The sequence below is a fragment of the Pseudomonas mangiferae genome (assembly GCF_007109405.1).
In the GTDB taxonomy this organism is placed as follows: domain Bacteria; phylum Pseudomonadota; class Gammaproteobacteria; order Pseudomonadales; family Pseudomonadaceae; genus Pseudomonas_T; species Pseudomonas_T mangiferae.
Genome location: NZ_VJOY01000009.1, coordinates 18,154 through 31,566, shown reverse-complemented (window position 1 = coordinate 31,566; position 13,413 = coordinate 18,154). Strand labels below are relative to the sequence as shown.

Annotated in this window: 11 protein-coding genes; 10 read left to right on the top strand and 1 reads right to left on the bottom strand. The window is 64.6% G+C overall.

The window, feature by feature from the left end:
- The first annotated feature begins 84 nt into the window (after positions 1-84).
- The 8 genes from dnaK (at position 85) to FM069_RS13355 (ending at position 10,315) form a co-directional block, all read left to right on the top strand.
- A complete protein-coding gene (gene dnaK, locus FM069_RS13390) occupies positions 85-2,013 on the top strand; it encodes a molecular chaperone DnaK (RefSeq protein WP_143488865.1) in 1,929 nt (642 codons plus the stop codon).
- Between the two features lie 123 nt (positions 2,014-2,136).
- Complete coding sequence (gene dnaJ, locus FM069_RS13385; RefSeq protein ID WP_143488864.1) at positions 2,137-3,267, top strand: molecular chaperone DnaJ; 1,131 nt, start codon at positions 2,137-2,139, stop codon at positions 3,265-3,267.
- Positions 3,268-3,343: 76 nt separating this feature from the next.
- The gene (gene dapB, locus FM069_RS13380; protein ID WP_143488863.1) at positions 3,344-4,147 is read left to right on the top strand and encodes a 4-hydroxy-tetrahydrodipicolinate reductase; all 804 of its coding nucleotides are present in this window, start codon (positions 3,344-3,346) and stop codon (positions 4,145-4,147) included.
- 203 nt (positions 4,148-4,350) lie between these two features.
- A complete protein-coding gene (gene carA / locus FM069_RS13375) occupies positions 4,351-5,487 on the top strand; it encodes a glutamine-hydrolyzing carbamoyl-phosphate synthase small subunit (RefSeq protein ID WP_143488862.1) in 1,137 nt (378 codons plus the stop codon).
- 10 nt (positions 5,488-5,497) lie between these two features.
- Entirely contained in the window at positions 5,498-6,148 is a 651-nt protein-coding gene (gene leuE, locus FM069_RS13370; protein WP_143488861.1) for a leucine efflux protein LeuE, read from the top strand.
- Between the two features lie 27 nt (positions 6,149-6,175).
- Positions 6,176-9,397: a carbamoyl-phosphate synthase large subunit gene (gene carB, locus FM069_RS13365; protein ID WP_143488860.1), complete on the top strand. Its 3,222-nt coding sequence runs from the start codon at positions 6,176-6,178 to the stop codon at positions 9,395-9,397.
- Entirely contained in the window at positions 9,394-9,870 is a 477-nt protein-coding gene (greA, locus tag FM069_RS13360; protein ID WP_143488859.1) for a transcription elongation factor GreA, read from the top strand. The genes carB and greA overlap by 4 nt, the downstream gene beginning before the upstream one ends.
- Positions 9,848-10,315, top strand: a complete 468-nt coding sequence (locus tag FM069_RS13355; RefSeq protein WP_233282038.1) for a DUF4149 domain-containing protein — start codon at positions 9,848-9,850, stop codon at positions 10,313-10,315. Before greA ends, FM069_RS13355 begins: the two co-directional genes overlap by 23 nt.
- On the opposite strand, the gene yhbY is transcribed toward FM069_RS13355, so the two are convergent.
- Complete coding sequence (gene yhbY, locus FM069_RS13350; RefSeq protein WP_143488858.1) at positions 10,302-10,616, bottom strand: ribosome assembly RNA-binding protein YhbY; 315 nt, start codon at positions 10,614-10,616, stop codon at positions 10,302-10,304. The two genes, FM069_RS13355 and yhbY, sit on opposite strands and share 14 nt — an antisense overlap.
- A gap of 97 nt (positions 10,617-10,713) precedes the next feature.
- Between yhbY and rlmE the strand changes: the two genes are divergently transcribed.
- Positions 10,714-11,349, top strand: a complete 636-nt coding sequence (gene rlmE, locus FM069_RS13345) for a 23S rRNA (uridine(2552)-2'-O)-methyltransferase RlmE (protein ID WP_143488857.1) — start codon at positions 10,714-10,716, stop codon at positions 11,347-11,349.
- Between the two features lie 142 nt (positions 11,350-11,491).
- Positions 11,492-13,408 carry an ATP-dependent zinc metalloprotease FtsH gene (gene ftsH / locus FM069_RS13340; RefSeq protein WP_143488856.1) on the top strand — a complete coding sequence of 639 codons (1,917 nt, stop codon included), beginning with the start codon at positions 11,492-11,494 and terminating at the stop codon, positions 13,406-13,408.
- The last annotated feature ends 5 nt before the right edge of the window (positions 13,409-13,413 follow it).

Here is a 13,413-nt window from a genome sequence, read left to right as displayed (position 1 = left end):
CATCTGTTGAGTCAAGCGTACATAAGCTGCCGAAGCGCGTAAGGCGGGCTTCGACGAATTCAAAGTTTCGGGAGAGATAGAAGCATGGGCAAAATCATTGGTATCGACCTGGGAACCACCAACTCCTGCGTCGCCATCCTGGAAAACGGCAACGTCAAGGTCATCGAGAATGCCGAAGGCGCGCGTACCACCCCCTCGATCATCGCCTATACCAACGACGGCGAGACCCTGGTGGGCCAGTCCGCCAAGCGCCAGGCGGTGACCAACCCCCACAACACCCTGTACGCGGTTAAGCGCCTGATCGGTCGGCGCTTCGAAGAAGACGTCGTGCAGAAAGACATCAAGATGGTCCCCTACAAAATCGCCAAGGCCGACAACGGTGACGCCTGGGTGGACGTGAAGGGTCAGAAGATGGCACCGCCGCAGATTTCCGCGGAAGTGCTGAAGAAGATGAAGAAGACCGCCGAGGACTACCTGGGCGAGGCAGTCACCGAGGCGGTGATCACCGTGCCGGCCTACTTCAACGACAGCCAGCGCCAGGCCACCAAGGACGCCGGCCGCATCGCCGGCCTCGACGTCAAGCGCATCATCAACGAGCCGACCGCGGCTGCGCTGGCGTATGGCATGGACAAGGCCAAGGGCGACCACACCGTCATCGTCTATGACCTGGGTGGCGGTACCTTCGACGTGTCGGTGATCGAGATCGCCGAAGTGGACGGCGAGCACCAGTTCGAAGTGCTGGCCACCAACGGCGACACCTTCCTGGGTGGCGAGGACTTCGACATCCGCCTGATCGACTACCTCGTCGACGAGTTCAAGAAAGAGACCGGCATGGACCTCAAGGGCGACCCCCTGGCCATGCAGCGCCTGAAGGAAGCCGCCGAGAAGGCCAAGATCGAGCTGTCCTCCAGCCAGCAGACCGACGTCAACCTGCCGTACATCACGGCCGACCAGACCGGTCCGAAGCACCTGAATGTGAAGATTTCCCGCGCCAAGCTGGAATCCTTGGTGGAAGACCTGGTGGAGCGCACCATCGAGCCTTGCCGCGTGGCCCTGAAGGATGCCGGCATCGACGTGTCCAGCATCGACGAGGTGATCCTGGTGGGTGGCCAGACCCGCATGCCGCTGGTGCAGAAGAAAGTCGCCGACTTCTTCGGCAAGGAAGCGCGTAAGGACGTCAACCCGGACGAGGCCGTCGCCATCGGCGCTGCCATCCAGGGTGCCGTGCTGGCCGGTGACGTGAAGGATGTGCTGCTGCTGGACGTTTCCCCGCTGACCCTGGGCATCGAGACCCTGGGTGGCGTCATGACTTCGCTGATCGAGAAGAACACCACCATCCCGACCAAGAAGTCCCAGGTGTTCTCCACGGCGGACGACAACCAGTCGGCGGTGACCATCCATGTGCTGCAAGGCGAGCGCAAGCAGGCCACGCAGAACAAGTCCCTGGGCAAGTTCGACCTGGCCGAGATTCCGCCGGCGCCCCGTGGCGTGCCGCAGATCGAGGTGACCTTCGACATCGACGCCAACGGCATCCTGCACGTCTCCGCCAAGGACAAGGCCACCGGCAAGCAGCAGTCCATCGTGATCAAAGCCAACTCGGGTCTGTCCGAGGAGGAAATCCAGCAGATGGTCCGCGACGCCGAGGCGAATGCCGAGGAGGATCGCAAGTTCGAGGAGCTGGCCGCCGCCCGCAACCAGGGTGATGCGCTGGTCCACGCGACCCGCAAGATGATCACCGAGGCGGGCGACAAGGCCACCGCGGAAGAGAAGGCCGCCATCGAGAAGGCGCTGGGTGAGCTGGAAGCGGCGCTCAAGGGTGACGACAAGGCCGAGATCGAGGCCAAGGTCACTGCCGTGAGCCAGGCTTCGGCCCCGCTGGCTCAGAAGATGTACGCCGAGCAGCCGCAGGCCCAGCAGGGTGGCGATGCCCATGCCCAAGGCGCTAGCGAAGCCAAGGGCGGCGCCGACGATGTGGTCGACGCCGAGTTCGAAGAGGTCAAGGACAACAAGTAAGCGTCACGCTTGCTTCCGCTCCAGCCCGTCACGGTCCGTCCGCGACGGGCCTGACCGTCACGCGGGGGCTTGCTCCCGCGTCGGCGTGTCTGGAGGGTATGAATTTGAGAGTGAATGAAGCGAATGGCTAAACGTGACTATTACGAAGTGCTCGGTGTGGAGCGCGGCGCCAGCGAGTCGGAGCTGAAGAAGGCCTACCGACGCCTGGCCATGAAGTACCACCCCGATCGCAACCCCGACGATAAGTCCGCCGAGGAACAGTTCAAGGAGGCCAACGAGGCCTACGAAGTGCTGTCCGACGCCAGCAAGCGCGCGGCCTACGACCAGTACGGCCATGCCGGCGTCGACCCCAGCATGGGCGGCGGCGGAGCGGGCTTCGGCGGGGGTGGCGCGAGCTTCTCGGATATCTTCGGCGACGTCTTCAGCGACTTCTTCGGGGGTGCTCGTGGCGGTTCCCGGGGTGGTGCCCAGCGGGGCAGCGACCTGCGCTACACCCTTGAGCTGGACCTGGAAGAAGCGGTGCGCGGCACCACCGTCACCATCCGCGTGCCGACCCTGGTGGCCTGCAAGACCTGCGACGGCAGCGGGGCGAAGAAGGGCACCGCGCCGGTCACCTGCACCACCTGCGGTGGCATCGGCCAAGTGCGCATGCAGCAGGGCTTCTTCTCCGTGCAGCAGACCTGCCCGCGCTGCCACGGTACCGGCAAGATGATCGCCGACCCCTGTGGTACTTGCCACGGCCAGGGGCGCGTCGAGGAACACAAGACCCTGTCGGTGAAGGTGCCGGCGGGCGTGGACACCGGCGACCGCATCCGTCTGTCCGGCGAGGGCGAGGCCGGCACCCTGGGCGGCCCGCCGGGCGACCTGTACGTGGTGGTGAACGTCCGCGAACACCCGATCTTCCAGCGTGACGGCAAGCACCTGTACTGCGAGGTGCCCATCAGCTTCGCCGACGCGGCGCTGGGCGGCGAGCTGGAAGTGCCGACCCTGGATGGTCGGGTCAAGCTGAAGATTCCCGAGGCGACCCAGACCGGCAAGCTGTTCCGCCTGCGCGGCAAGGGTGTGGCGCCGGTGCGCGGCGGTGGCGCCGGCGACTTGATGTGCCGGGTCGCGGTGGAAACCCCGGTCAACCTGGATAAGCGCCAGCGCGAGCTCCTCGAGGAGTTTCGCCGGACCCTGCAGAGCGACGGGTCCCATTCGCCCAAGGCGAGCAACTGGTTCGAGGGGATGAAGCGCTTCTTCGGCGATCTTTGAGTGACCGTGGCGCGACCTGCGCGGCATGACCCGTGCGGCGCGCCGCCCGAAGCCCTTGCGGCTTGGAGCTGAGTGTATGCGACGTATAGCAGTGATGGGCGCCGCCGGGCGCATGGGAAAAACCCTGATCGAGGCGGTTCAGCAGGCGCCGGGCGCCGGCCTCACCGCCGCGGTGGATCGCCCGGACAGCACCCTGGTGGGAGCCGATGCAGGAGAGCTGGCCGCCCTCGGCCGGATCGGTGTGCCGCTGTCCGGCGACCTGGGGCGGGTGCTGGACGAATTCGACGTCCTGATCGACTTCACCCACCCGTCGGTGACCCTGAAGAACCTGGAGGTCTGCCGCCAGGCCGGTCGCGCCATGGTGATCGGTACCACCGGGTTTTCCGCCGAGGAAAAGCAGCGTCTGGCCGAAGCGGCCCGGCAGATCCCCATCGTCTTCGCCGCCAACTTCAGCGTCGGCGTCAACCTCTGCCTGAGGCTGCTGGATACCGCCGCTCGGGTCCTGGGCGACGAGGTGGACATCGAGATCATCGAGGCGCACCACCGGCACAAGGTGGACGCACCGTCTGGTACCGCGCTGCGTATGGGTGAAGTGATCGCCGATGCGCTGGGGCGCGACCTCCGGCAGGTCGCCGTCTATGGCCGTGAGGGCCAGACCGGCGCCCGTGCGCGGGACACCATCGGCTTCGCCACCGTGCGGGCCGGCGACGTGGTGGGCGATCACACCGTGCTGTTCGCCGCCGACGGCGAGCGGGTGGAGATCACCCACAAGGCGTCGAGCCGCATGACCTTCGCCCGGGGCGCGGTCCGCGCGGCGCTCTGGCTGGAAGGGAAGGCGCCTGGCCTCTACGACATGCAGGACGTGCTCGGCCTGCGCTGATCGTGGACATCGGTCCGCTTTCCGGTCTGCTCAGTGGGGGTGGTGGTGGACCGTAAAGTTCCGTTCCTGTATGATGCAGCTTTAGTGTGTCCACTAAAAGTTACGCAGAATGGCCTAATAAAAAAGCGGGGTGACGGTTCGAACGTCATCCCGCTTTTTTACAACCTGCGTTTGCTTCAGCCTTGATCTACGGGAGGTCCTGCTTGACCAAGCCAGCCATACTCGCCCTTGCCGATGGCAGCATTTTTCGCGGCGAAGCCATTGGAGCCGACGGTCATACCGTTGGCGAGGTGGTGTTCAACACCGCCATGACCGGCTACCAGGAAATCCTCACCGATCCTTCCTACGCCCAGCAGATCGTCACCCTGACCTACCCCCACATCGGCAACACCGGCACCACGCCGGAAGACGCCGAGGCCCGCCAAGTATGGGCCGCCGGCCTGGTGATCCGCGACCTGCCGCTGCTTGCCAGCAACTGGCGCAACAAGCAGTCCCTCCCTGATTATCTGAAGGCCAACGGTACCGTCGCCATCGCCGGTATCGATACCCGCCGACTGACCCGCATCCTGCGCGAGAAAGGCGCCCAGAATGGCTGCATCCTCGCTGGCGAAGACGCCACCGAGGCGCGTGCCCTGGAGTTGGCGCGAGGCTTCCCCGGCCTCAAGGGGATGGACCTGGCGAAGGTGGTCAGCGTCAAGGATCGCTACGAGTGGCGGTCCAGCGTCTGGGACCTGGCGAGCGACAGCCACCCGGAAATCCCCGCCGAGCAGTTGCCCTACCACGTGGTGGCCTACGACTACGGCGTGAAAACCAACATCCTGCGCATGCTGGTGGCGCGCGGTTGCCGGATCACCGTGCTGCCGGCCCAGGCCCCTGCCAGCGAAGTCCTGGCGCTGAACCCGGATGGGGTGTTCCTGGCCAACGGCCCGGGGGACCCGGAGCCGTGCGACTACGCCATCGAGGCGATCCAGCAGGTGCTGGAAACCGAGGTGCCGGTCTTCGGCATCTGCCTCGGCCACCAGCTGCTGGCCCTGGCCTCGGGCGCCAAGACGGTGAAGATGCCCAACGGCCACCACGGCGCCAACCATCCGGTGCAGGACCTGCAGACCGGCGTGGTGATGATCACCAGCCAGAACCATGGCTTCGCGGTAGACGAGGCGAGCCTGCCGGCGAATGTCCGCGCCACCCACAAGTCGCTGTTCGATGGCACCCTGCAAGGCATTGAGCGCACCGACAAGGCGGCCTTCAGCTTCCAGGGCCACCCCGAGGCCAGTCCGGGCCCTCACGACGTCGCCCCGTTGTTCGACCGGTTCATCGCGGCGATGGCCGCGCGCCGCTGAGGTGGCGTCGATGACGAGCGTAGGTGTAGTCGACCTCTGGACCTATGTCCTGGGTGTGCTGTTCGTGGTGCTGCTGCCGGGGCCGAATTCGCTGTTCGTCCTGGCCACCGCCGCCCAGCGCGGCGTGGTGCCCGGCTATCGCGCCGCCTGCGGGGTCTTCCTCGGCGACGCGGTGCTGATGCTGCTGTCCGCCCTGGGCATCGCCTCGCTGCTCAAGGCCGAGCCGATGCTGTTCGTCGGGCTCAAGTACCTGGGGGCGGCCTACCTGTTCTACCTGGGCATCGGCATGCTCCGCGGCGCCTGGCACAACCTGCGGAACCCGCAACCGGAGACGGCGAGCGTCACGCGCGACGACATCCACCAGCCGTTCCGCAAGGCGCTGCTGCTCAGCCTGTCGAACCCCAAGGCGATTCTGTTCTTCATCTCCTTCTTCATTCAGTTCGTCGACCCGGCCTATGCGCACACGGGCCTGTCGTTCCTGGTGCTGGGGAGCATCCTCGAAGTCGTGAGTGCCTTATACCTGAGCTTCCTGATTTTCACCGGCGCGCGCCTGGCGGAGTGGTTCCGCCGGCGCCGTCGCCTGACCGCCGGGGCCACCACCGGCGTCGGGGCGCTGTTCGTCGGCTTTGGCGTCAAGCTGGCGACCGCCACCCTTTCCTGACACGTCCGATATCGCAACGAGAGTCCCATGCCCAAGCGTACAGACATAAAGAGCATCCTGATCCTCGGTGCAGGCCCCATCGTCATCGGCCAGGCCTGCGAGTTCGACTATTCCGGCGCCCAAGCCTGCAAGGCCCTCAAGGAAGAGGGTTTCCGCGTCATTCTGGTGAATTCCAACCCGGCCACCATCATGACCGACCCGGCCATGGCCGATGCCACCTACATCGAGCCGATCAAGTGGTCCACGGTGGCCAAGATCATCGAGAAGGAGCGCCCTGACGCGCTGCTGCCCACCATGGGCGGGCAGACCGCGCTGAACTGCGCCCTGGACCTGGAGCGCCATGGCGTTCTGGAAAAGTTCGGCGTGGAAATGATCGGCGCCAATGCCGACACCATCGACAAGGCCGAAGACCGCTCGCGCTTCGACAAGGCGATGAAGGACATCGGCCTGGCCTGCCCGGTCTCGGGCATCGCCCATAGCATGGAAGATGCCTACGGCGTGCTGGAGAAGGTGGGTTTCCCGTGCATCATCCGGCCGTCCTTCACCATGGGCGGCACCGGTGGCGGCATCGCCTACAACCGCGAGGAGTTCGAGGAAATCTGCGCCCGCGGGCTGGACCTGTCGCCGACCAACGAGCTGCTGATCGACGAATCCCTGATCGGCTGGAAGGAATACGAGATGGAGGTGGTCCGCGACAAGAAGGACAACTGCATCATCGTCTGCTCCATCGAGAACTTCGACCCCATGGGCGTGCACACCGGTGACTCCATCACCGTGGCTCCGGCCCAGACCCTCACCGACAAGGAATACCAGATCCTGCGCAACGCCTCCCTGGCGGTGCTGCGCGAGATCGGCGTGGAAACCGGCGGCTCCAACGTGCAGTTCGGTATCTGCCCGGACACCGGGCGCATGGTGGTGATCGAGATGAACCCGCGGGTCTCCCGGTCGTCCGCCCTGGCCTCCAAGGCCACCGGCTTCCCCATCGCCAAGATCGCTGCCAAGCTGGCCGTCGGCTACACCCTGGACGAGCTGCAGAACGACATCACCGGTGGCCGCACCCCGGCGTCCTTCGAGCCGGCCATCGACTACGTCGTCACCAAGATCCCACGCTTCGCCTTCGAGAAATTCCCCAAGGCCGACGCGCGCCTGACCACCCAGATGAAGTCCGTGGGTGAGGTCATGGCCATCGGCCGGACCTTCCAGGAGTCGGTGCAGAAGGCCCTGCGCGGGCTCGAGGTCGGCGCCACCGGCTTCGATCCGAAGCTGGACCCGGGCAACCCGGAGGCGGAAAGCGCCCTCAAGCGCGAGCTCACCGTGCCGGGAGCCGATCGCATCTGGTTCGTCGGCGATGCCTTCCGCAGCGGCTACAGCATCGAGCAGGTGTTCGAGCTGACCCGCATCGACCCCTGGTTCCTGGTGCAGATCGAAGACCTGATCAAGGAAGAGGAGCAGATCAAGACCCTCGGCCTGTCCGGCGTCGACTACGACCTAATGCGCCGCCTGAAGCGCAAGGGCTTCTCCGACGCGCGCCTGGCCAAGCTGCTGGGCGTCACCGAGAAGAACCTGCGCAGCCACCGGCACAAGCTCAAGGTGCTGCCGGTGTACAAGCGCGTCGACACCTGCGCCGCGGAATTCGCCACCGATACCGCCTACCTCTATTCCACCTACGAGGAAGAGTGCGAGGCCAATCCGTCCGGCCGCGACAAGATCATGATCCTTGGCGGCGGGCCCAACCGCATCGGTCAGGGCATCGAGTTCGACTACTGCTGCGTACACGCGGCGCTGGCCATGCGCGAAGACGGCTACGAGACCATCATGGTCAACTGCAACCCGGAGACCGTCTCCACCGACTACGACACCTCCGACCGCCTGTATTTCGAGCCGGTCACCCTGGAGGATGTGCTGGAGATCGTCCGCGTCGAGCAGCCCAAGGGTGTCATCGTCCAGTACGGCGGGCAGACCCCGCTGAAGATCTGCCGCGCCCTGGAAGAGGCCGGCGTGCCCATCATCGGCACCAGCCCCGACGCCATCGACCGCGCCGAAGACCGCGAGCGCTTCCAGCAAATGGTCGAGCGCCTGAACCTGCGCCAGCCGCCGAACGCCACGGCGCGCAGCGAGGAAGAAGCCATCGCCGGCGCCAAGCGCATCGGCTACCCCCTGGTGGTGCGCCCGTCCTACGTGCTGGGCGGGCGCGCCATGGAGATCGTCTACGAAGAGGACGAACTCAAGCGCTACATGCGCGAAGCGGTGCAGGTCTCCAACGACAGTCCGGTGCTGCTGGACCACTTTCTCAACTGCGCCATCGAGGTGGACGTGGATGCGGTGTGCGACGGCGAGGACGTGGTGATCGGCGCGATCATGCAGCACATCGAGCAGGCTGGCGTGCACTCCGGTGACTCGGCGTGCTCCCTGCCGCCCTATTCGCTGCCCATGGCGATCCAGGATGAAATCCGCGCCCAGGTGAAGAAGATGGCCCTGGAGCTGGGCGTCGTCGGCCTGATGAACGTGCAGATGGCGGTGCAGGGCGAGGACATCTACGTCCTGGAAGTGAACCCGCGCGCCTCGCGTACCGTGCCTTTCGTCTCCAAGTGCATCGGCCAGTCCCTGGCGAAGGTGGCGGCGCGGGTCATGGCCGGCAAGACCCTCAAGGAAACCGGTCTGACCCGGGAAGTGATCCCGCCGTACTTCAGCGTCAAGGAAGCGGTGTTCCCGTTCGCCAAGTTCCCCGGCGTCGACCCGATCCTTGGCCCGGAGATGAAATCCACCGGCGAGGTGATGGGCGTGGGCGACAGCTTTGCCGAGGCCTTCGCCAAGGCCCAGCTGGGCGCCAGCGAAATCCTGCCCATTGCCGGCTGCGCGTTCATCAGCGTGCGTGAAGACGACAAGCCGTTCGCCGCCGACATCGCCCGCGACCTGGTAGGCCTGGGCTTCGAAGTGGTAGCCACGGTGGGTACCGCCAAGGTGATCGAAGCGGCCGGCCTGCCGGTGCGTCGCGTCAACAAGGTGACCGAGGGGCGTCCTCATGTGGTCGACATGATCAAGAACGACGAGGTCACCCTGATCATCAACACCACCGAGGGCCGGCAGTCCATTGCCGACTCTTATTCCATCCGTCGTAACGCTCTGCAACACAAGATCTGCTGCACCACCACCATCGCGGGTGGCCAGGCGATCTGCGAAGCGCTCAAATACGGCCCCGAGAAGACCGTGCGCCGGTTGCAGGATCTCCATGCAGGAATCGAGGCATGACTAAATACCCCATGACCGTCCAGGGCGCCCGCGCCCTCGAGGAAGAACACGCTCATCTGACCAAGGTGGTCCGGCCCAAGTTGAGCCAGGACATCGGCACCGCACGTGAATTGGGCGACCTCAAGGAAAACGCCGAATACCACGCCGCGCGCGAGCAGCAGGGGATGGTCGAGGCGCGTATCCGCGACATCGAGGGTCGTCTGCAGAACGCCCAGATCATCGACGTCACCAGCATCCCTCATACGGGGAAAGTGATCTTCGGCACCACCGTGGAGATCGCCAACGTCGAGACCGACGAAAGCGTGACCTACCAGATCGTTGGTGACGACGAGGCCGATATCAAGCGAGGCAAGCTATCCGTCAATTCGCCCATCGCCCGTGCCCTGATCGGCAAGGAAGAGGGTGACGTGGTGCCGGTGAAGACCCCCAGCGGACTGGTCGAGTACGAGATTGTCGAAGTCCGTCACATCTGACTGCCGCCCATCCCTGGTGGCATGCGCCTGGCGGCTGGCCCTGGTGTTCTGGGTCGGCGGCCTCTGGTTGCTGCACTTCGTCGTGCTGCCGGGGTTGGAGCGCTTCGGCCTGGCATCGTTGCTGGTGGACGATATCGCTGGCGGTCTGCGGCCGCTGCTGATGGCGTTCGCCGGTGCCTGTGCCGTGGTGCAGGGCGGCCTGCTGGTACTGCTCGGGGGACGACGCGCCCTGTGGCAGGATTCCCGCGGGCAACTGGTGATGATCTGCCTGGCGGCCGTGTTGGTGTTCTTCGCCGTGCGGCAGGTGCTTCCGGGCGCCGAATACGCGACCCGCTTCTGCTATCTGGTGGCGGCGTTCGCCGGTGCGCTGCTGGCGATCCGCGAGACGCCCGGTGCCGAGCCGGGTTCGGCGCGGACCGGGGCCGAAGGCATCAAAGCCCGCTGAAGCGGCTGATGTTAGACAGATTCTTGTTCGGCTTGGGGTTCTTGCGATACACCAGGGCCATCTTGCCGATGGTCTGGATCAGTTCGCAGCGAGCGCTGTTGCAGAGCGCCTCGATCAGGGCGCGGCGATCGTCCCGTTCGGTCACGCGGAACTGCACCTTGATCAGCTCGTGGTCGTTCAGCGCACGATCCAGTTCGGCCAGCACCCCCTCGGTCAGGCCGTTCTCGGCCACGATCAATACGGGCTTCAGGTGGTGGCCGATAGATTTGTACTGCTTCTTCTGCTCTTGATTGAGCGCCATAATCCGACCCCTGTCCGATCCGTTTGAAAAAAGTGGCGTAGTTTACTCGGCGTTTCAAGCCGCGCCCAGCCAATCCCGACCGTTATCCGAGGTACCTGTGGCCCGTTCCAAGACCAGCCCGCGATGGCTGAAAGAACATTTCGATGACCCCTACGTCAAAATGGCGCAGAAGGACGGTTACCGCTCGCGCGCCAGCTACAAGCTGCTGGAGCTTCAGGAGCGGGATCGCATCCTGCGCCCCGGGATGACCGTGGTGGACCTGGGGTCCGCGCCGGGCGGCTGGTCCCAGGTGACCAGCCGTCTGATCGGCGACAAGGGGCGTTTGATCGCGTCCGACATCCTGCCGATGGACAGCATTCCAGACGTGACCTTCATCCAGGGCGATTTCACCGAGGATGCGGTGTTCGAGCAGATTCTGGCGGCCATCGGCGACAAGCCGGTAGACCTTGTGATTTCCGACATGGCCCCCAATATGAGTGGGGTGAAATCGGCCGATCAGCCGCGCGCCATGTATCTGTGTGAACTGGCGCTGGATCTTGCGGGTCGGGTGTTGAAGCCCGGTGGCGATTTCCTGATCAAGATCTTCCAGGGCGAAGGCTTCGACGAGTACCACAAGCTGGTCCGCGAGCAGTACGACAAGGTGCTGATGCGCAAGCCCCAGTCGTCGCGGGATCGCTCCCGGGAGCAGTACCTGCTCGCACGCGGATTCCGCGGGGCTACACTGCAGGAATGAAGTCACAAGGGTAGCAAAGGGTTACAGACGGCGCCTGCCAGGGGCAGGGGCTTGTGTAGTAAGTTAGGCCGGTATTCAACCAGCCGTATGCGAAGCACGTTCCGGGACGGGGTCTGCTTCAGAGGGTAGCTAATTGAACGATATGGCAAAGAACCTGATCCTGTGGCTGATCATCGCGGCGGTTCTGGTCACCGTGATGAACAACTTCTCCAGCCCGAGCGAGTCGCAGGCGCTGAACTATTCCGAGTTCATCGAGCAGGTCAAGGAAGGGCGTGTCGAGCGCGTCTCGGTCGAAGGCTACACCATCGCCGGCAAGCGTTCCGACGGCACCACCTTCACCACGGTCCGGCCGATGATCGAGGATCGTGGCCTGATGGGCGACCTGATCGACAACAAGGTCATCGTCGAAGGCAAGAAACCCGAACAGCAGAGCATCTGGACCCAGTTGCTGGTGGCCAGCTTCCCGATTCTCGTGATCATCGCGGTGTTCATGTTCTTCATGCGCCAGATGCAAGGAGGCTCCGGCGGTCGCGGCGGGCCCATGAGCTTCGGCAAGAGCAAGGCGCGCCTGCTGTCCGAGGACCAGGTCAAGACGACTCTGGCCGACGTAGCGGGTTGCGACGAGGCGAAGGAAGAGGTCGGCGAACTGGTCGAATTCCTGCGCGATCCTGGCAAGTTCCAGCGGTTGGGTGGCCGGATTCCTCGCGGCGTGCTGATGGTCGGCCCACCCGGGACCGGCAAGACGCTCCTGGCGAAAGCCATCGCTGGCGAAGCCAAAGTACCGTTCTTCACCATCTCCGGTTCCGATTTCGTGGAAATGTTCGTGGGCGTCGGTGCCAGCCGTGTCCGCGATATGTTCGAGCAGGCCAAGAAGCACGCACCCTGCATCATCTTTATCGACGAGATCGACGCCGTGGGCCGCCATCGTGGCGCCGGCCTTGGCGGCGGTCATGACGAGCGTGAGCAGACCCTCAACCAGCTACTGGTGGAGATGGATGGCTTCGAGATGAATGACGGCATCATCGTCATCGCCGCTACCAACCGTCCCGATGTGCTGGACCCGGCCTTGTTGCGTCCGGGCCGTTTCGACCGCCAGGTCGTGGTCGGTCTGCCGGATATCCGGGGTCGCGAGCAGATTCTCAAGGTCCACATGCGCAAGGTGCCGGTCAGCGACAACGTCGAGCCGGCCGTGATCGCCCGCGGTACGCCGGGATTTTCCGGTGCTGATCTGGCGAACCTGGTCAACGAAGCTTCCCTGTTCGCAGCCCGTGCGAACAAGCGCATCGTCGAGATGCGCGAGTTCGAGCTGGCCAAGGACAAGATCATGATGGGCGCCGAGCGCAAGACCATGGTCATGTCCGAGAAGGAGAAGCTGAACACGGCTTACCACGAGGCGGGCCACGCCATCGTAGGACGCCTGGTTCCGGAGCATGATCCCGTCTACAAGGTTTCCATCATTCCTCGCGGCCGCGCGTTGGGCGTGACCATGTTCCTGCCGGAAGAGGACCGCTACAGCCTGTCCAAGCGCGCCCTGATCAGCCAGGTATGTTCGCTTTTTGGCGGGCGCATCGCGGAAGAGATGACCCTGGGCTTCGACGGTGTCACTACCGGGGCTTCCAACGACATCATGCGGGCGACCCAGATCGCCCGGAACATGGTGACCAAGTGGGGCCTGTCGGAAAAGCTCGGCCCGCTGATGTACGCGGAAGAAGAGGGTGAAGTCTTCCTCGGTCGTAGCGCGGGCGGCCAGCATTCCAACGTGTCGGCCGAAACGGCGAAGCTGATCGACGAGGAAGTGCGCAGCATCATCGATCACTGCTACGAGACGGCGAAGAAGATTCTGGTCGAGAATCGCGACAAGCTGGACATGATGGCCGACGCGCTGATGAAGTTCGAAACCATCGACGCCGACCAGATCAGCGACATCATGGCCGGCCGTGAGCCTCGCGAACCGCGCGATTGGTCGGGCTCAGGTGGCCCGGGCAACGGGACTCCAGTCACTGGCGAAAGCCCGGGACGCCCCGAAACGCCTATCGGTGGGCCAGCCGGCGAGCACTGAATCCG